The organism is Chromobacterium sp. LK1, assembly GCF_001043555.1.
Lineage (GTDB): Bacteria > Pseudomonadota > Gammaproteobacteria > Burkholderiales > Chromobacteriaceae > Chromobacterium > Chromobacterium aquaticum.
Genome location: NZ_LDUI01000035.1, coordinates 70,644 through 87,460, shown reverse-complemented (window position 1 = coordinate 87,460; position 16,817 = coordinate 70,644). Strand labels below are relative to the sequence as shown.

Sequence of the window (16,817 nt, the reverse complement as noted above, 5' to 3'; positions counted from 1 at the left end):
GCCATGTTTGACATCCGCCCCTACATCAAGCCGCTAGCCATCGCTGCCGCTGTTGTCCTGGTCTGGGGCGGCGGCTTCTACTCCGGCCAGCAGGTGTCCGCTACCGCCGCCGCTGTCCGACTGCAAGGCGTCCAGCTCGCGCATGAGCAGGAGCGCTCCCGCATCGCCACGGCCAAGGCGGGCGAACTGGCCGCCGCGCTGGCCGACCAGCGGCAACTCGCCGAGCAGGCCAACAAGCTGGGCTGGAAGCTGCTGCAAACCCAGGGCCAACTGGCGCAGAGCCAGGCCCAACTCCGCGAAAGGATCGCAGATGCAACTCGCAATGATGGCCAGGCTTGGACTGGTCTTGGCCCTGACAGCCTGCGCGTCTACCGCGCCGCGCTTGGCTACCCCGAGCGTGATCCGGGTTTGCCCGCAGCCGACGCCGGAGATGCTGCAAAAGCCGGTCAAGCCGCCGCCCCCAGCACCGGGATACCACCGGCCGACCTGATCGCCCACGCTGTCGACTACGGCCGCTGGTGCAATGAACTGGAAGCCAAGTTCGATGCCCACGCCGCACTGCAGGGAGGTCACTGATGGACGACTTTGACCGTGCCCAGGAACTGGAAGCCTTCCAGCGCGAGACGGCCATCGCGGCGGCGCTGAACCGTGGCGGCGCTGAGTCCTTGGCCGAGTGCGACGACTGCGGCTGCGAGATCCCGCAGGCCAGGCGCCTGGCGGCGCCGGGGTGCACGCGCTGCATTCATTGCCAGGAACACCACGAACAACGGCTGCGGGGGTATGCATGACGCTACAACTGGAATTCGGCGTGTTGGTGTCTTGGCTGGCCGCCTTTCTGGGGCTATTGATCGGGGCCGGCAAAGTGTTGCTGGCCCAGATTGATCGCCGCCAGAGCGAGCGCGACGACCGGCAAGAAGAACAAACCAGGGCCTTGCTGAAACAGCTGGGGCAGCAAGCCGACAGCGTGAATCAGCAACTGGCCCAACAAGCTGAGAGCGTGCATAGGCTGGAGCTGGACTTCCTAAAGTTCCAGGGCGACTTGCCCCTGTCTTATGTGCGCCGAGAAGATTACATGCGCAATCAGACGGTGATCGAGGCCAAGCTCGACGCGGTGGCGCTCAAGATCGAAAACATCCAATTGAAAGGGGCTCAACGATGAATCTGGATCAAGCGAAATTGCGTCGTGAATTGCTGCGCTGGTATCTGCTGCTGGCGTTGTACAACGCGCGGCCGGAGGAAGTTTGCGAAGACGTGGTGCTGATGACGATGCAGTCGATCTACCCAGACGTGACGGCATTGGAGGCCCGCAAGGAGTTGGACTACCTGGCGGACCGCGTGCTGGTCAGCCTGCGCAAAGAGCCCTCCGGGCGCTGGTGGGGCGATCTGACCCGCTGCGGCGTGGACATCGTCGAGTACACCATCGATTGCGAGCCGGGCATTGCCCGCCCCAACAAGTACTGGGGCAAGTGATGGCGCGTCGCAATAGTGTCGGGCAGTTGCCCCAGTCGGTGCGCGAATGGCTGGACAAGTCCCTGGTCGAGGGCAATTTCAGCGGTTACCAGCTGCTGGAGGAAGCGCTGCGCGACAAGGGTTTTGCGATCAGCAAGAGCGCCATCCACCGCTATGGCCAAAAGATCGAGCGCCGCTTCGCCGCGATCAAGGCTTCGACCGAGGCCGCCCGCATGCTGACCGAAGGCGCGGCCGACGACCAGGACGCGCGCTCCGAGGCGGTGATCGCCCTGGTGCAGACCGAGTTGTTCGAGTCCATCGTCAGCCTGCAGGAAGCCAACGAGGAAGACACCAAGCCGGAGGAGCGCATCGCGCTGCTCTCCAAGGCCGCGAAGAACATCGCCACCCTGGCCCGCGCCAGCGTCAACCAGAAACGCTTCCGCTTGGACGAACAAGCCCGCATTGAGCGGGCCGCGCGCGAGGCGCTGCGGGCCGAGCAGGAGGAGAAGCTGGAAGAGCTGCGCGGCGCCGATGGCATCAGCGAGCAGATGGAGGCCCGCATCCGCCGCATTCTGTTGGGTAAAGAATGATGGCGCCGCCACCGCTCAAGCCGCTGGGCACGCCGCGCAAGATCAACCTGGCCGAGGAGATGGAGCTGGCCGGCGTGGTGGTGCCGCTGGACGTGGCTGACGCCATCCCGGCGGAGGAGCCGGTATTCCTGCCCTACCAGCAACGCTGGTTCGAAGACGAGTCCCCGATCATGTTCGGAGAGAAGTCGCGCCGCACCGGCATCACCTGGGCGGAAGCCGGCCGCAACGTGGTGAAGGCCGCCCGGCCGCGTCGGCGAATGGGCTGCAATACCTTCTACGTCGGCAGCAAGAAGGAAATGGCGCTGGAGTACATCGCCGCCTGCGCTTTGTTCGCCAAGGCCTTCAACGAGCTGGCCCAGGCCGATGTCTACGAACAAACCTTCTGGGATGAAGGCAAGCAGGAAGAAATCCTCGCGTACATGATCCGCTTCCCCAAGAGCGGCTTCAAAATCCAGGCGCTGTCCAGCCGGCCGTCCAATCTGCGCGGCCTGCAGGGCGATGTGGTGATCGACGAGGCGGCCTTCCACGACAACCTGGAGGAACTGCTCAAGGCGGCGCTGGCGCTGACAATGTGGGGCAACAAGGTGCGATTGATCAGCACTCACAACGGCGTCGAGAACCTGTTCAACCAGTACATCGAGGACGCCCGCACCGGCCGCAAGGACTACAGCATCCACCGCATCACCCTGGACGACGCCATCGCCGACGGCCTGTACAAGCGCATCTGCTACGTCACCGGCCAAACCTGGTCGCCGGAGGCGGAAAAGAAATGGCGCGACGACCTGTACCGCAACGCGCCCAATACCGAGTCCGCCGATGAAGAGTATGGCTGCATTCCGAAGAACAGCGGCGGCGCCTGGCTGTCCAGGGCGCTGATCGAATCCCGCATGTCGGCCGACACGCCGGTGCTGCGCTGGGAGTGCAAGCCGGGCTTCGAGTTGTTGCCCGATCACATCCGCGCCGCCGAGTGCCGCGACTGGCTGGAGGCGAACCTGGCGCCGTTGCTGGCCGCGTTGCCGGCGGACGCCATCTCATTCAACGGCGAGGACTTCGGCCGCAGCGGTGACTTGTCCGTGCATGTGCCGCTGATCCAGACGCGGAACCTGGTGCGGCGGGTGCCGTTCATCATTGAGCTGCGCAATGTGCCGTTCCGCCAGCAAGAGCAGATCGCCTTTTACCTGATGGACCGCCTGCCGCGTTTCATGGGCGGCGCCTTCGATGCGCGCGGCAACGGTCAATTCCTGGCCGAGGTGGCCATGCAGCGTTACGGCGCCAGCCGCATCCAGCAGGTGATGCTGTCCGAAGGCTGGTACCGCGAGCATATGCCGCCGGTGAAGGCCGCCCTCGAGGACGGCGAACTGGTGGACCTGCCCAAGGACGCCGACGTGCTGGCCGACCTGCGCGCCGTCCAGGTGATCAAGGGCGTGCCGCGCATCCCTGACACCCGCACCACGGGCGAGGACAAGGGCAAGCGCCACGGCGACGTCGCCGTCGCGGTGGCCCTGGCGTACTACGCCAGCCGTGAACTCAACAAAGGCTTGGTCACGGTGAAGTCGCGCCGCCGCCGAGCCGCCGCCCGCATTACACAGGGGTACCAATGAAAACCAAAGGCCTATGGGTTACGCCCACCGACTTCGTCCAGTTCGGCGAGCCGAGCCAGTCCCTGTCCGACCAGATCGCCACGCGCGGCCGCAGCATCGACTTTGCCGGGCTGGGCATGTATCTGCCCAACCCGGACACCGTGCTGAAGGCGCTGGGCAAGGACATCAAGGTGTATCGCGAGCTGCGCGCCGATCCGCATGTCGGCGGCTGCATTCGTCGCCGCAAGGCGGCGGTGAAGGCGCTGGAATGGGGGCTGGATCGTGACAAGGCGAAGAGCCGTGTCGCCAAGTCGATAGAGGACATCTTCGCCGATCTCGACCTGTCCAGGATCATCACCGAGATGCTGGACGCGGTGCTCTACGGCTATCAGCCGATGGAAGTCATGTGGGGCAAGGTCGGCGGCTACCTGGTGCCGGTCGATGTGATCGGCAAACCGGCGGACTGGTTCATCTACTCCCCGGACAACGAGCTGCGCTTCCGCTCGCGCCAAGCCATGATCCAGGGCGAAGAACTGTCGCAGCGCAAGTTCCTGGTGCCGCGCCAAGACCCCAGCTATCAAAACCCCTATGGCTTCGCCGACTTGTCCATGTGCTTCTGGCCGACCACCTTCAAGAAGGGCGGCCTCAAATTCTGGGTGCAGTTCACCGAGAAATACGGCGCGCCCTGGGTGATAGGCAAGCACCCGCGCAGCGCGTCGGATGCGGAGACCGACCTGCTGCTGGACCGGCTGGAAAGCATGGTGCAGGACGCGGTGGCGGTGATCCCGGACGACTCCAGCATCGAGATCAAGGAAGCGGCCGGCAAGACCGGCAGCGCCGAGGTGTACGAGAGGCTGCTGCATTTCTGCCGCTCCGAGGTATCGATCGCGCTGCTGGGGCAGAACCAGACTACCGAGGCCACCGCCAACCGCGCCTCGGCCCAGGCCGGGCTGGAGGTTACCCGCGACATCCGCGACGGCGATAAGGCCATTGTCGAGGAAGCGCTCAACACGCTGATCCGCTGGGTGTGCGAACTGAACTTCAACGACGGCGCGCGGCCGGTGTTCTCGCTTTGGGAGCAGCAGGAGGTGGACCAGGCAATGGCCGAGCGCGACGAGAAACTGACGCGGGCCGGCGCGACCTTCACCCCGGCATATTTCAAGCGGGCGTATAGCCTGCAGGATGGCGACCTGGTCGAAACGGCTACCTCGGAGGCCCCGGCGGCTGAATTCGCCGAAGCAGTCGATGCAGCCGACCAGGGAGAACTGGACGCCGCCCTCGACGCGCTGACCGCCGGTGATCTGGATGACGATGCCCAGGCGCTGCTGGCGCCGCTGCTCAAGCGCGTGGAAAACGGCGCGCGTCCTGACGAGTTGCTGGGCACCTTGGCCGAGCTCTACCCGGAGATGGACACCAGCGGGCTGCAGGAGCGGCTGGCTCGCGCACTCTTTGTGTCTAACTTGTGGGGACGCCTCCATGCCTAATGTGGATCTCGCCTACTGCATGAAGCTGCCGCCGAAGAAGGCGATCGAATACCTGGTCAGCAAGGGCTACGCCGTCACCTGGGATTGGGAAGAGCTGTGGCAGGATGCTCAGGCCCAGGCGTTCACCGTGGCCAAGGCGACGCGGCTGGATATCCTGCAGGACATCCGCGACGCGGTGGAGACCGCGATCAAGGAAGGCAAGACGCTGGCCTGGTTCAAGAAGGAGCTGACACCGGTGCTCAAGGCCAAGGGCTGGTGGGGCAAGCAGGAACAGGTCGACCCGAACACCGAGGAAGTCAGCCAGGTGCAGCTGGGCAGCCCCTGGCGCTTGCAGACCATCTACCGGACCAACCTGCAGACCGCCTACATGGCCGGGCGCTACACCGAGCAGTTGGCCAACGTCGACGACCGGCCGTACTGGCAATACGTCGCCATCCTGGACGGCAAGACGCGGCCGAGCCATCGCGCGATGAATGGCAAGGTGTTCCGCTACGACGACCCGTTCTGGCAGTTCTACTACCCGCCCAACGGTTGGGGCTGCCGCTGCCGTGTGGTGGCCTTGGCGGGAGACGACCTCGCCAAGAGCGGCATCCAGGCCGATACCTCGACAGGCAAGCTGGGCAGCGCCAAGAAGCTGGTCTCCGAGAAAACCGGCGAGCTGCGACCGGTGGCCACATTCCGCGCGATTGACCCGGTCACCCGCCGCGAGATCACGGTGTCGCCGGATGTGGGCTGGAGCTTCAACCCCGGCGCGGCCGACTGGCAGCCTGACCTCAAGCGCTATACCGGCGAGCTGGCCGGCTTGGCCCGGCAGGAGTTGTTATGAGCGACTTCGTCAGCATCACCATCGACGACCGCCAGCTGCAGGCGACGTTGCGCAATCTGGAGCGTGCCGGCGGCGACCTGACGCCGGCGATGCGCAAGATCAGTCAGACCTTGCTCAAGATCACCGAGGACAACCTGGAGGCCGAGGGCCGGCCCAAATGGGCGCCACTGGCCGAGTCCACCAAGCTGGCGCGTCTGGGCGGCAAGAAGGCCTTCAAAAAGAACGGCGAGTTCAAGGCCTCGGCCCAACGCCAGTTGTCCAATTTCCGCATCCTGCAGCACTCCGGCCAGTTGGCGAGCTCGGTGACGCCCGACTACGACAGCACCCAAGCCGTGCTTGGCAGCAACAAGGTCTATGCCGCGATCCAGCATTTCGGCGGCGAGGCCGGGCGCGGTGGCTCGGTCGAGTTGCCGGCACGCCCTTACTTCCCGATGACGGCGGACGGCGAGCTGCAGCCGGAGGCCCGAGAGGAAGTGCTCGATACGGTGCTGCGCCACCTGAAATCCGCAGCGGGCGTTTAGCCTGCCAGGCGGTTTGGCGGCGCTTGGGATGCGCAACGGTAGTCCACTGACCCGATCGCCACACCGTAAAGCTTTATAAAGGCTTTACACCCAGCAAGCCGCCTACCTTCTCCCGCTCAAATTTCAATCGAGCGTCAAATTGTAAAGTCGATTAAAAGTCCCACCCGCTGACGCCGTTCACCATGACGGCATGAACACGACCAAACTCATCCACATCTTCAAGCCCGGCCGCCATGTGACGATGGCGGGCGATGTCATTGAATTCTCCGAGGCAGATGTTGCGGCGACGGCGCGGGCCTACAACCCGAAACTGCACGAAGCCCCCTTGGTGATCGGCCACCCCAAAACCGACGATCCGGCCCAAGGCTGGGTTGGGTCGCTCTCATCCACGGAACGCGGCCTGTTCGCTGCCCCACGCGATGTCGAGGCCGCGTTTGCTGAGCAAGTCGGGCAGCGCCGCTACGGCAAAATTTCGTCCAAATTTTATCCGCCAAACTCTCCCAGCAACCCGGTGCCGGGCGTCTGGTATCTCCGCCACGTCGGCTTCCTGGGAGCACATCCCCCAGGCGTGAAGGGGCTGGACGATCCATCCTTTGCCGCTGCCGATGATGACTGCGTGGCCTTCCAGGAAGCTGTCGAGTTCGGCGATTGGGATGATCGAAACATCGCGAGCATGTTTCGCAGCCTGCGCGATTGGTTTCTGACCAAGTTCGGCCAGGAGGAAGCCGACCGCGCCCTGCCGAGCTGGAGCGTGGATTCCCTTCAGGAGTCCGCCGCCCAGCCGGAGCCAGACAAAGACTCCCCAGCTCCTGCCTTTGCAGACCCCGTTTCCCATGCGCCTGCGGTCGCTTCCACCGCTGTTTCCAAAAAGGAGTGTGATGCAGTGACCCCTGAACAAAAAGCCGCGCTGGAGGCCGAGAACGCCCAGCTCAAGCAGAAGCTTGCCCAGCACGAGGCCCGCGACAAGGCAAGCCAGGCGGACAAGCGCCACCAGGACAACGCGGCATTTGCCGAAAGTCTGGTGGGCAAGGGCGTGCTCGCCCCCAAGCATAAGGAGGCGGTGGTGGCGGTGCTCGACCTGGCTACCACGCCCGCAGCAGACGGCAAGTCTGTGGAGTTCGGCGATGGCGACGACAAGCAGCCTCTGGTGAACGCCATCAAGGGCTTCCTGGGCGATATGCCGAAGGTGGTCGAGTTCGGCGAGACCGCCACCAAGGGCAAGGCCGGCGAGTTGGGCACCGTCGAGGTTGCCGAGTTCGCCGAGAAAGCGACCGACCCCGCTCGCCTCAGCTTGCATGTGCAGGCCACCGCGCTGGCGGCCGAGAAAAACATTCCCTACGAGCTGGCGGTGCGCCAACTGTTGTAACCCCTTGGGCGGCAGATGCCGCCATCACTTAGGAGACTTTCATGGCTGACCGTTTGAAAAGACTCCGGGTCGTCGACCCGGTACTGACCAACCTGGCGCGCGGCTACCACAATGCGCAATACATCGGCGAGGGGCTGTTCCCGGTGGCCGACATGGACAAGGAGGCCGGCATCATCCCCTTGTTCGGCAAGGAGGCCTTCCGCCTGTGGGAGACCGAGCGCGCGATCCGCGCCAAGTCCAATGTGATGACGGCGGACGATGCCGACACCATGGACGTAGTGTTGCGCGAACACGACCTGGCCTATCCGGTGGACTACCGCGAAAAAGCCGAGTCGATGTTCAACGAAGAAGCCAAGGCCGCGCGCCGGGTCAAGGATGCGATCGACCTGGGCCGCGAGGTGCGCGCCGCCTACCTGGCGCAAAACCCGAGCACTTATCTATCCGGCGCCAAGGTTGTGCTGTCCGGCTCCAGTCAATGGAGCGGCGGCGGCGGCGACCCGATCAAGGCGGTGGAGGACGGCAAGGAAGTGGTGCGCCAGCGTATCGGCATGCGCCCGAACACGGCGGTCATCGGCGCGTCCTCCTACGCCTCCTTGAAGTTCCATCCGAAGATGGCCGCCGCCCTGGGTACCCAAGAGCGCAAGCTGATCACCCTGGAGCACCTGAAAGCGATCTGGAACCTCGACAACATCTACGTTGGCGAGGCGCTGGCGGCGAACGGTCAAGGCGCGATGGGCGATATCTGGGGCGACAACCTGGTGCTGGCCTACGTGGCCAAGCCGGGCGAAGGCCAGTCTCATGACCACGATGTGCCGTCGTTCGGCTACACCCTGCGCAAGAAGGGCATGCCGGAAACCGATAAGTACGACGCCGAGGGCAACAAGGTGGAGTACGTGCGTCACACCGACACCTACAAGATCGTGGTGGTGGGCGCCGACGCCGGCTACCTGATCTCCGATACCAACGCCAATCCGTGAGGCCCGCCATGAGCAAGCAAACCTACCGCGTGCGCGGCATCGACCTGGACCACGACGGCAAACGTTATCACGACGGCGACACCATCGAGCTGGGCGATCAAGACGCGGCGGAGAAACGTCGCTGGCTGGAGCGGGTGGCCGTTGCCAAGTCCGCTCCGGAGACGAGCGACTCGTCGAAGTCCGATCAAGCCGCCAAGACGGACGAGAAGAAGCCGGCCGAGGGCGACACCGGCGCGGCCAAGGACAAGGGCCAGGCGGCCAATGACGGTGAAGGAGCCAAGCAATGAAGACGCAAAACGTAGTCCTGGTCGCCTCGGTGCTGGCCATCTCCGATCTGACCGCGCGCCGCTTTGTCGGCTTCGATGGCGGCGTCTGCGCCGCCGGCGCCAAGGCCTTGGGCGTGGTGGAAACCGACACGGTGGCCGATAGCCCGGCGCCGGCCAATCTGCTGGGCGTGATCCTGGTCGAGGCCGGCGCCGCCATCGCGGCCGGCGCCGAGGTGCAGTCCGACGCCAGCGGCAAGGCGATCACCAAGGCGGCGGGCGTGGCCAACGGCATCGCCTGGGATGCGGCCAGCGCGGCGGGCGAGTTGATCCGCATCGTGCGGGGCATCTGAGATGCGTTACTGCTCGCTGGCCGATCTGCAGCTGGCGGTTCCGCTGCAGACGCTGATCTGGCTGTCCAACGACGACGAGTCGGCCGGCGCCATCAACGCGGCGGTGGTCGAGGAAGGCGTCCGCCAGGCCGAGGAGCTGGTCGATGCCCACCTACGCGGGCGCTACAACCTGCCGCTCGACCCGGTACCGTCCGTCGTCAAGGACATGACGGTCAATCTGACGCGGCACTGGCTGTACGCCAGGCGGCCGGAGGGCCGCGAACTGCCCGACGCGGTCACCCGCACCTACAAGTCCGCGCTGCAGATGCTGGAGGCGATCCGCGACGCCAAGCTGACCATCGGCGTGCCCAGTGGCGAGGCCGCGCCGGAACCGGGCGAGATGAAGGTGCGCTCGCGGTCGCGCCGCTTCGACACCGCGTTGCTGGATCGGTACCGCTGACATGGCCACCACCTTGCAGATCATCGACGCGACGGTGGCGCGGTTGAAGGCGAAGCTGCCGCAGCTGGCGGTCGAGTACTTTCCCGACCGGCCAAGCGAGTACCGGCTCAATCACCCCAAGGGGGCGCTGCTGGTCAGCTATCCCGGCAGCCAGTTCGACGGCACCGTGGATATCAGCTATGTCGCCCAGCCGCGCGTGGTGCGTTTGTCGGTGGCGGTGCTGCTGCGCCAGCTCAACGGCAAAGGGGGCGCGGTCGACGTGGTGGACGACGTGCGCCGCGCGCTCGTCGGCTGGCGGCCGCCGGATTGCCGCAAGGTCCAGGCCAAGGCCGAGACCTTCCTCGGCGAGACGGCCGGCATCTGGCAGTACACCGTCGAGCTGACGTCGCAATGCATGCTGGTCGAGGACGCCGACGTCGATACCGAGTCCCCCCTGGCTCAAGTCACTTACGAGGAAACCCCATGAGAACGAGCGATAGCGAAGTTTCTGCGTCAGCTAAAACGAGCGCCAGATACCGCTACAGCGGCCCGACCAGCGGCGTGACGCTGCAAGAGGGCGAAGACGTCCGCGAGGTGATGCTGCACACCGGCGCCGAGGTCGAATTGCCGGTCGAGCACGAATACACCAAGACCTTGCTGGCCCTGCAGTACCTGACCCCGGTCGACGACAAGGGCAAGCAGGCCAAGCCACCGGCGCGCAGCGGCGCCGATGAAACCTTGCAAACGAAAGGAGCCTAAGCGATGGCTGCAAACTACTTGCATGGCGTGGAAACCATTGAGGTCGAGCGCGGCCCGCGTCCGGTGCGAACCGTCAAGTCGGCGGTGATCGGCCTGATCGGCACCGCGCCGATCGGAGCGGTCAATACCGTCACCCTGACCTTGTCCGAAAAAGACGCCGCCGTGTTTGGCCCCCAGTTGCCCGGCTTCACCATTCCGCAGGCGCTGGACGCGATCTACGATCACGGCGCCGGCACGGTCATTGTCATCAATGTATTGGACCCGGCCATCCACAAGACGGCGGTGGCCAGCGAAGCCCTGGGCTTCGACCCCGCGACCGACCGCGTCAAGCTGGCCCACGGCGCCGTGGCCGGCCTGGTGTTGAAGAGCGGCGATAGCGCGACCACCTACGTGGCCGGCACCGACTACAGCGCCAACCTGGTCACCGGGGAACTGGCGCGCATCAAGGGCGGCGCCATCAGCGCCGGCGCCAGCGTCAAGGCCAGCTATGACTATGCCGACCCGACCAAGGTCACCGCTGGCGACATCATCGGCGCCGTCAACGCCGCCGGCGCGCGCACCGGCCTGAAGGCGCTGAAGGATACCTATAACCAGTTCGGTTTCTTCGCCAAGATTCTGATCGCGCCGGCGTTCTGCACCCAGAACTCGGTGGCGGTCGAGCTGATCGCGATGGCCGACCAGTTGGACGCGGTGACCTACCTCGACGCGCCGATCGGCACCACCTACGCCCAGGCGTTGGCGGGTCGCGGCCCAGCCGGCAGCATCAACTTCAACACCTCCAGCGACCGCGTGCGCTTGTGCTACCCACATGTGAAGGTCTACGACCCGGTGCTGAACGCCGAGCGCCTGGAGCCGCTGTCCGCCCGCGCCGCCGGCCTGCGCGCCAAGGTCGACCTGGACAAGGGTTTCTGGTGGTCCAGCTCCAACCAGGAGATCGCCGGGGTGACCGGTGTCGAACGCCAGTTGTCGGCGATGATCGACGACCCGCAGTCCGAGGTGAACTTGCTGAACGAGCAAGGCATCACCACGGTGTTCTCCAGCTTTGGCTCCGGCTTCCGCCTGTGGGGCAACCGCACCGCCGCCTGGCCCACCGTCAGCCATATGCGCAACTTCGAGAACGTGCGCCGCACCGGCGACGTGATCAATGAGTCGATCCGCTACTTCAGCCAGCAGTTCATCGACATGCCGCTGAACCAGGCCACCATCGACGCGCTGGTGGAATCGGTGAACGGCTACGGCCGCAAGCTGATCGGCGACGGCGCGCTGCTGGGCTTCAAGGCCTGGTTCGATGTGGCGCGCAATCCGGAGACCGAGCTGGCCGCCGGCCATCTGCTGATCAGCTACAAGTACACGGTGCCGCCGCCGCTGGAACGTCTGACCTTTGAGACCGAGATCACCTCGGAATACCTGCTGACCCTGAAGGGAGGGAATTGATCATGGCCGGCAAAATCGAAATCAACCGCATCACCAACGCCAACATCTATGTGAACGGCAATTCGCTGCTGGGCCGGGCCGACGAGGTCAAGCTGCCGGACGTGTCCGCCATCATGCAGGAGCACAAGGCGCTGGGCATGATCGGCAAGATCGAGCTGCCGGCCGGCTTCGACAAGCTGGAGGGCGAGATCAAGTGGAATTCGCTGTATCGGGACGTGGCCAAGACCGTGGCCAACCCGTTCAAGGCGGCGCAGCTGCAGTGCCGTTCCAGCATCGAGACCTACGGCGCCCAGGGCCGCCTGCAGGAGGTCAGCCTGGTCACCTTCCTGACCGTGATGTTCAAGAAAAACCCACTGGGCACCTATAAGCAGCATGACAACGCCGAGTTCGGGTCTTCCTTCTCCGCCACCTACATCAAGCAGGTGATCGACGGCGAGGAGGTGCTGGAGCTGGACTACCTGGCCAACATCTTCCGCGTGGGCGGCGAGGACATGCTGGGCACTTACCGCAGCCATATCGGCGGCTGAATCTAATCACTTGTTCCCCCCGTTGGGGCCACTCCGGTGGCCCCTTTTTATTAAAGTCGTTTAACTGCTCCCCGCCCGGCATCGGCCGACAATCCTCCCTGCACCTACTGACATTGTTCAACGTTCACCCGCATGGAGGAGTCCTCATGAAAGCACTCAAGCTGCAATTCCCGTTTACCAACGCCGCCGGCGAGCGCATCGAATCCCTAACGATCACGCGCCTGAAGCGCGGCGATCTGAAGGCCGCCCACCAGCACAGCAAAGACGACGCCGACCAGGAGGATTTCCTGTTCGCGCGCATGACAGGCCTGCTGCTGGAAGACATTGATCAACTCGACATTGCCGACAGCCGGGTGCTGGCCGATTGCTTTCGCGCCATGGTGGGCGGCGGAGACGGAGCTGCGGAGGCTTGACGGCTACTTGCTGACGGTGCTGCGGATGCAGCCGTCGGAGATCGACGGGCTGGAGATGGAGGATTACTGGGGCTGGATCGAGGAGGCCGAACGCGAGGTCAAGCGGCGGAACGAGACGATGCAGTCGCTTTACGGCCGATGACGACCAGCACCGCGATCAGCAAGCCGCCCAACAGAGAAGCGCCGGCCGCCAATGGCGCGCCGGCCAACGCCGTCAACACCAGGGCGATGGGCAAGGCAAACAAAGCCCCCCAGAACGGCAGGTACGCAAAGCACAGCCAGGCCAGGAAGGCGATGCCGCAACAAACGATGAGTCCGTATAGGACTTTGGCGGCGATGAGGGCGGTTTTTTCAAACATGGTTTCAGGATAGCAAAAGGCGGCACGGTATGGCCAATGAACTGCTGGTTGGGGTGAAGATTGGCGCGGCGTTGGCGGGCTCGTTTCAAGCCGCGTTCGCCTCGGCGCGAGGCATCACCCAAAAGCTCGGTCAGGTGGCCGATGAACTCCGCGTCAAACACAACCGGCTGGGCGACGCGATGGCGCGGGCAATGGCGCATCCAACCCGCAATGTGGGCGAGCTGCGCCGCCAATACGAGCGGCTGGGCCAGACCCTGGACCAGTTGCGCATCAAACAGGAAAAGCTAGCCGCCAGCATCGCGCGCGGCGAGACCTTGAAGGCGGGCCGCGCCGATCTGCGCGGCCAGGCGATGGAGACCGCAGGAACCGCGCTCGCCCTGGGCGCTCCGGTTGTTAAATCGGTGGGCGCAGCGGTCAACTTTCAGGACCAGATGCGAGACATCGCCATTACGGGCGAGTTTTCCAAGGTTGAGGAGGCCAAGCTCGGCTCGACTATCCGTAATGCTGCGCTCAAGTGGAACCAGTTCCAGGATGAAATCGCACGCGGCACCTCGGTGTTGGTCGCAGGCGGCATCCAGGACGCCAAGGCCTTGGAGAAGTACGCTCCGGTGATGGCCAAGGCGGCGACCGCGACCCGCGCCAGCATGGACGATCTGGGCAGCGTGGCGATCGCGCTCAAGGATAACCTCAAGGTGGGAGAGGACGGCTTCGAAAGCGCGCTCAATATGCTGGCCTATGCCGGCAAGCGCGGCCAGTTCGAAATCCGCGACATGGCCAAGTGGCTGCCGGCTCTATCGCCTTCCTTCCAGGCGCTCGGTGTCACCGGCAAGGAGGCCGTCGCCGAGATCGGCGCCGCGCTGCAGATTGCTCGCAAAGGCGCGGGTTCTAACGATGAGGCCGCTAACAATTTCAAGAATTTCCTGCAAAAGATCACCGCTCCGGACACCCTAAAGGATTTTGCAAACGCAGGTATCGACTTGAAGGGCAGCATGATGAATTTGCGCGCGCAGGGACTGACGCCTGTGCAATCCATGTTGGCCATCATTACCCAATACATGCAGTCCAAAGGCCCTGCTGCGGCCGGCCAGTTTAAACAGGCGATGGCGATCAAGGATGACAAGGAACGCCAGGCGGCGCTGCAGCGGCTGTCGGAAGCCTACAAACTGGGTGAGTTGTTTCAGGACATGCAGGCCATGTCGTTCATTCGACCTGCAATCGCTAATCAGGGGGAAATGAAGGATATCCAGCAAGGCAGCATGGACGCCGCCGACAAGGGCTTGCTGGATCAGGACTGGCTAAAGCGGATGGATACCGCCAAGTCGCAGCTCGACAAATTCAAGATTGGCACCGCTGAGTTAGGGCTCACCATTGGCGACGCGCTGTTGCCATCGATTTCCGAGATCATTGTTGAGGTCATGCCGGCAGTGAAGGCATTCGGCGAATGGGCCAAGGAAAACCCCGGCTTGATCAAAGGCATTATTGGCCTGGTCGGTGGTCTATTGGCCGGCAAGATGGCCTTCATCGGACTCAAGTACGGCCTCAATCTGGCGATGTCTCCGTTCAATGCCTTGGGTACATCAATCTTGACCCTGTCCAGTAAATGGACGCTGCTGCGCGCCATGCTACTGGGTGGCTCTTCCCGGCTGACCCTGTTGTTCCGATTGTTTGGTGCCGGCCGTAGCAATGCGGTTCGGCTGGCAGCCGCAGTTGCTTCCATGGGCCGAGGCATCGGCTCAGCCAGTCGGTTGGCCAGCCGCTTGGGCCGCGCACTGGGCGGCCAGTTGTTCAGCGGCCTGCGCTTGGCCGGCCAGGCGGTGCTGTGGCTGGGTCGCGCTTTGCTGATGAACCCGATCGGCCTGCTGATTACCGGCATCGCCATCGGCGCCTACCTGATCTACCGCCATTGGGACAAGGTCAAGCCATGGTTTCAAGGGCTGTGGGCCGGCGTCAAAGCCGCCTTCGCCGGCGGCATCGGCGGCGTGGCCAAGCTGATCCTGAACTGGTCGCCGCTGGGGCTGTTCTACAAGGCGTTTGCCGGGGTGATGAAGTGGTTCGGCGTCAGCCTGCCCAAGAACTTCACCGACTTTGGCGGCATGTTGATCGGCGGCCTTCTCAATGGCATCAAGGCCAAGATCGGCGCGGCCAAGGATGCCATCGTCGGTTTTGGTCAGGATGTGAAGGGCTGGTTCGCCAATACTCTGGGCATCAAGTCGCCTTCGCGCGTGTTCATGGGCTTTGGCGACAACATCGCTCAGGGCGCGGCAATCGGGATTGGGCGCTCGTCGGGGCTGGCCTCCAAGGCCGCCGCCGGCATGGCCTCACAAACAGCCGCGGCTGCGGCGGTAAAGCGCCTGGGCGCGGCTCAGGCCGCCAGGGGCGGCGGTGCGGCCGCCGGCGGCGCGGGCGGCATGAGCGGCGTCATCATCCACTTCAGCCCAACCATCCAGGTCCAGGGCGGCACGGCCGAGGGTGTAAAAGGCCAGATCAACGAGGCGTTGAAGCTGTCGCTGCATGAGTTGGAGCAACTGATCAAGCGCGTGACCGCGCAGCAAGCGCGGAGGGCCTACTGATGTTTGCGCTCCTGGGCGACGTCCAATTCGACCTGATCACCTACTTCGACGGCTTCGAGTCTCAATTTGGCGTCGACTATGCCGAGCACGCGCTGATCGACGGCAAGCCGCGCTTGCAGCGGGTCGGCGACAAGCTGGATGAAATCCGCATCCAGCTGTCGTTCCATAGCCAGTTCTGCGACCCGGAGCAGGAGCTGATCAAGTTGCAGACGGCCTTGCGTGCGCACCAGGCCATGGCGCTGGTGCTGGGCAATGGCGATTACAAGGGCTGGTTCGTGTTGACCGAGCTGCAGGCGACCAGCAGGCAGACCGACCAGGCCGGCACGCTGATTGCGCTGGAGGCCAGCCTCACCTTGCGCGAGTTCGTCGGCGACAAGAAAAGCCCGCTGGCGCCGCCGGCTGTGCAGGCCACGTTGCCGCCGGCGGCCGCCACCGCGCTGCCAGCCAGCGTGGCCACCAAGGTCGCCGACCTCCAGGCTGGCGTGGGCAGCGCCATCGGATCGGTACGCGACAGCGTGCGTCAGGTGGTGACCTATGCAAACCAGGCCCAGTCGGCGATGCGGACCGCGATGGATGTCGCGCGGGTGGCGCAGAGACTGCGCGACAACCCGCTGGCGGCGCTGGGCCAGGTGCCGGGCCTGCAGGGGGCGCTGAAGCAGGTCGGCGGCCCGCTGGAGAAGCTGTCGCCGGCATTGGGCAAGCTCAGCGGGCAACTACCCGACGCGGCGAGCATCTTGCGCGCCGGCAACACTGCGCTCGATGCGGTGCGCAATGCCCAGGGCGCGTTGTCCGCCGTCACCGCCGGCAATGTCGTCGGCCGCATCGACTCCATGGCCGGTCAGCTTGCGGCCGCCAGCAGTGCGTTGGAGTCGATGGCGCCCAATATCAGCAAGTTGGCCGGCAAGGTCATCACCAGGGCGATCTAGAT

The 16,817-nt window shown here is 64.4% G+C and carries 22 protein-coding genes; 21 read left to right on the top strand and 1 reads right to left on the bottom strand.

The features are described from left to right. Positions 1-3: 3 nt before the first annotated feature. From VI26_RS16015 to VI26_RS15925, 19 genes are all read left to right on the top strand, one after another. Entirely contained in the window at positions 4-576 is a 573-nt protein-coding gene (locus VI26_RS16015; RefSeq protein WP_048410746.1) for a hypothetical protein, read from the top strand. Further along, positions 576-788 carry a TraR/DksA C4-type zinc finger protein gene (locus tag VI26_RS16010; RefSeq protein ID WP_053074461.1) on the top strand — a complete coding sequence of 71 codons (213 nt, stop codon included), beginning with the start codon at positions 576-578 and terminating at the stop codon, positions 786-788. The genes VI26_RS16015 and VI26_RS16010 overlap by 1 nt, the downstream gene beginning before the upstream one ends. Then, a complete protein-coding gene (locus VI26_RS16005) occupies positions 785-1,159 on the top strand; it encodes a hypothetical protein (protein WP_048410744.1) in 375 nt (124 codons plus the stop codon). Before VI26_RS16010 ends, VI26_RS16005 begins: the two co-directional genes overlap by 4 nt. After that, positions 1,156-1,470 carry a hypothetical protein gene (locus tag VI26_RS16000; RefSeq protein WP_048410743.1) on the top strand — a complete coding sequence of 105 codons (315 nt, stop codon included), beginning with the start codon at positions 1,156-1,158 and terminating at the stop codon, positions 1,468-1,470. The genes VI26_RS16005 and VI26_RS16000 overlap by 4 nt, the downstream gene beginning before the upstream one ends. Beyond that, positions 1,470-2,039, top strand: a complete 570-nt coding sequence (locus VI26_RS15995; RefSeq protein WP_048410742.1) for a DUF3486 family protein — start codon at positions 1,470-1,472, stop codon at positions 2,037-2,039. The genes VI26_RS16000 and VI26_RS15995 overlap by 1 nt, the downstream gene beginning before the upstream one ends. Further along, on the top strand, positions 2,039-3,640 hold the full coding sequence (locus tag VI26_RS15990; RefSeq protein ID WP_048410838.1) for a Mu-like prophage FluMu protein gp28: 1,602 nt from the start codon (positions 2,039-2,041) through the stop codon (positions 3,638-3,640). Before VI26_RS15995 ends, VI26_RS15990 begins: the two co-directional genes overlap by 1 nt. After that, entirely contained in the window at positions 3,637-5,103 is a 1,467-nt protein-coding gene (locus VI26_RS15985; RefSeq protein WP_048410741.1) for a DUF935 domain-containing protein, read from the top strand. The genes VI26_RS15990 and VI26_RS15985 overlap by 4 nt, the downstream gene beginning before the upstream one ends. Next, positions 5,096-5,929 (top strand): phage minor head protein, encoded by an 834-nt coding sequence (locus VI26_RS15980; protein ID WP_048410740.1) that lies wholly within the window; start codon positions 5,096-5,098, stop codon positions 5,927-5,929. The genes VI26_RS15985 and VI26_RS15980 overlap by 8 nt, the downstream gene beginning before the upstream one ends. Continuing rightward, positions 5,926-6,450 carry a phage virion morphogenesis protein gene (locus tag VI26_RS15975; RefSeq protein ID WP_048410739.1) on the top strand — a complete coding sequence of 175 codons (525 nt, stop codon included), beginning with the start codon at positions 5,926-5,928 and terminating at the stop codon, positions 6,448-6,450. Before VI26_RS15980 ends, VI26_RS15975 begins: the two co-directional genes overlap by 4 nt. Before the next feature lie 190 nt (positions 6,451-6,640). Beyond that, positions 6,641-7,816, top strand: a complete 1,176-nt coding sequence (locus VI26_RS15970; RefSeq protein ID WP_048410738.1) for a peptidase — start codon at positions 6,641-6,643, stop codon at positions 7,814-7,816. A 41-nt stretch (positions 7,817-7,857) separates the two neighbouring features. Next, positions 7,858-8,793 carry a hypothetical protein gene (locus VI26_RS15965; protein ID WP_048410737.1) on the top strand — a complete coding sequence of 312 codons (936 nt, stop codon included), beginning with the start codon at positions 7,858-7,860 and terminating at the stop codon, positions 8,791-8,793. An 8-nt stretch (positions 8,794-8,801) separates the two neighbouring features. After that, positions 8,802-9,080 carry a hypothetical protein gene (locus VI26_RS15960; RefSeq protein ID WP_048410736.1) on the top strand — a complete coding sequence of 93 codons (279 nt, stop codon included), beginning with the start codon at positions 8,802-8,804 and terminating at the stop codon, positions 9,078-9,080. Next, positions 9,077-9,409 carry a capsid cement protein gene (locus VI26_RS15955; RefSeq protein ID WP_048410735.1) on the top strand — a complete coding sequence of 111 codons (333 nt, stop codon included), beginning with the start codon at positions 9,077-9,079 and terminating at the stop codon, positions 9,407-9,409. Before VI26_RS15960 ends, VI26_RS15955 begins: the two co-directional genes overlap by 4 nt. Before the next feature lies 1 nt (position 9,410). Then, positions 9,411-9,848 carry a gp436 family protein gene (locus VI26_RS15950; RefSeq protein ID WP_048410734.1) on the top strand — a complete coding sequence of 146 codons (438 nt, stop codon included), beginning with the start codon at positions 9,411-9,413 and terminating at the stop codon, positions 9,846-9,848. 1 nt (position 9,849) lies between these two features. Beyond that, positions 9,850-10,314, top strand: a complete 465-nt coding sequence (locus tag VI26_RS15945; RefSeq protein WP_048410733.1) for a Gp37 family protein — start codon at positions 9,850-9,852, stop codon at positions 10,312-10,314. Beyond that, positions 10,311-10,586 (top strand): hypothetical protein, encoded by a 276-nt coding sequence (locus VI26_RS15940; RefSeq protein WP_048410732.1) that lies wholly within the window; start codon positions 10,311-10,313, stop codon positions 10,584-10,586. Before VI26_RS15945 ends, VI26_RS15940 begins: the two co-directional genes overlap by 4 nt. Positions 10,587-10,589: 3 nt before the next feature. Continuing rightward, positions 10,590-12,020, top strand: a complete 1,431-nt coding sequence (locus VI26_RS15935) for a phage tail sheath subtilisin-like domain-containing protein (protein ID WP_048410731.1) — start codon at positions 10,590-10,592, stop codon at positions 12,018-12,020. Between the two features lie 2 nt (positions 12,021-12,022). Then, positions 12,023-12,547, top strand: coding sequence for a phage major tail tube protein (locus VI26_RS15930; RefSeq protein ID WP_048410730.1), 525 nt, complete (start codon positions 12,023-12,025; stop codon positions 12,545-12,547). A gap of 146 nt (positions 12,548-12,693) precedes the next feature. Then, a complete protein-coding gene (locus tag VI26_RS15925; RefSeq protein WP_048410729.1) occupies positions 12,694-12,960 on the top strand; it encodes a phage tail assembly protein in 267 nt (88 codons plus the stop codon). Positions 12,961-13,058: 98 nt separating this feature from the next. Here the strand turns inward: VI26_RS15925 and VI26_RS23950 are convergent, their stop codons facing one another. After that, positions 13,059-13,319, bottom strand: a complete 261-nt coding sequence (locus tag VI26_RS23950) for a hypothetical protein (RefSeq protein ID WP_082151108.1) — start codon at positions 13,317-13,319, stop codon at positions 13,059-13,061. Between the two features lie 29 nt (positions 13,320-13,348). Here VI26_RS23950 and VI26_RS15910 point away from each other — a divergent pair, with 29 nt between their 5' ends. Together VI26_RS15910 and VI26_RS15905 are read left to right on the top strand one after the other, a co-directional pair. Continuing rightward, the gene (locus VI26_RS15910) at positions 13,349-15,889 is read left to right on the top strand and encodes a phage tail tape measure protein (protein WP_048410727.1); all 2,541 of its coding nucleotides are present in this window, start codon (positions 13,349-13,351) and stop codon (positions 15,887-15,889) included. Beyond that, on the top strand, positions 15,889-16,815 hold the full coding sequence (locus tag VI26_RS15905; RefSeq protein ID WP_048410726.1) for a phage tail protein: 927 nt from the start codon (positions 15,889-15,891) through the stop codon (positions 16,813-16,815). Before VI26_RS15910 ends, VI26_RS15905 begins: the two co-directional genes overlap by 1 nt. The last annotated feature ends 2 nt before the right edge of the window (positions 16,816-16,817 follow it).

Coding starts and splice junctions, on each gene's coding strand:
- VI26_RS16015 (WP_048410746.1), top strand. CDS start 4: ATGTTTGACATCCGCCCCTACATCAAGCCGCTAGCCATCGCTGCCGCT.
- VI26_RS16010 (WP_053074461.1), top strand. CDS start 576: ATGGACGACTTTGACCGTGCCCAGGAACTGGAAGCCTTCCAGCGCGAG.
- VI26_RS16005 (WP_048410744.1), top strand. CDS start 785: ATGACGCTACAACTGGAATTCGGCGTGTTGGTGTCTTGGCTGGCCGCC.
- VI26_RS16000 (WP_048410743.1), top strand. CDS start 1,156: ATGAATCTGGATCAAGCGAAATTGCGTCGTGAATTGCTGCGCTGGTAT.
- VI26_RS15995 (WP_048410742.1), top strand. CDS start 1,470: ATGGCGCGTCGCAATAGTGTCGGGCAGTTGCCCCAGTCGGTGCGCGAA.
- VI26_RS15990 (WP_048410838.1), top strand. CDS start 2,039: ATGGCGCCGCCACCGCTCAAGCCGCTGGGCACGCCGCGCAAGATCAAC.
- VI26_RS15985 (WP_048410741.1), top strand. CDS start 3,637: ATGAAAACCAAAGGCCTATGGGTTACGCCCACCGACTTCGTCCAGTTC.
- VI26_RS15980 (WP_048410740.1), top strand. CDS start 5,096: ATGCCTAATGTGGATCTCGCCTACTGCATGAAGCTGCCGCCGAAGAAG.
- VI26_RS15975 (WP_048410739.1), top strand. CDS start 5,926: ATGAGCGACTTCGTCAGCATCACCATCGACGACCGCCAGCTGCAGGCG.
- VI26_RS15970 (WP_048410738.1), top strand. CDS start 6,641: ATGAACACGACCAAACTCATCCACATCTTCAAGCCCGGCCGCCATGTG.
- VI26_RS15965 (WP_048410737.1), top strand. CDS start 7,858: ATGGCTGACCGTTTGAAAAGACTCCGGGTCGTCGACCCGGTACTGACC.
- VI26_RS15960 (WP_048410736.1), top strand. CDS start 8,802: ATGAGCAAGCAAACCTACCGCGTGCGCGGCATCGACCTGGACCACGAC.
- VI26_RS15955 (WP_048410735.1), top strand. CDS start 9,077: ATGAAGACGCAAAACGTAGTCCTGGTCGCCTCGGTGCTGGCCATCTCC.
- VI26_RS15950 (WP_048410734.1), top strand. CDS start 9,411: ATGCGTTACTGCTCGCTGGCCGATCTGCAGCTGGCGGTTCCGCTGCAG.
- VI26_RS15945 (WP_048410733.1), top strand. CDS start 9,850: ATGGCCACCACCTTGCAGATCATCGACGCGACGGTGGCGCGGTTGAAG.
- VI26_RS15940 (WP_048410732.1), top strand. CDS start 10,311: ATGAGAACGAGCGATAGCGAAGTTTCTGCGTCAGCTAAAACGAGCGCC.
- VI26_RS15935 (WP_048410731.1), top strand. CDS start 10,590: ATGGCTGCAAACTACTTGCATGGCGTGGAAACCATTGAGGTCGAGCGC.
- VI26_RS15930 (WP_048410730.1), top strand. CDS start 12,023: ATGGCCGGCAAAATCGAAATCAACCGCATCACCAACGCCAACATCTAT.
- VI26_RS15925 (WP_048410729.1), top strand. CDS start 12,694: ATGAAAGCACTCAAGCTGCAATTCCCGTTTACCAACGCCGCCGGCGAG.
- VI26_RS23950 (WP_082151108.1), bottom strand. CDS start 13,319: ATGTTTGAAAAAACCGCCCTCATCGCCGCCAAAGTCCTATACGGACTC.
- VI26_RS15910 (WP_048410727.1), top strand. CDS start 13,349: ATGGCCAATGAACTGCTGGTTGGGGTGAAGATTGGCGCGGCGTTGGCG.
- VI26_RS15905 (WP_048410726.1), top strand. CDS start 15,889: ATGTTTGCGCTCCTGGGCGACGTCCAATTCGACCTGATCACCTACTTC.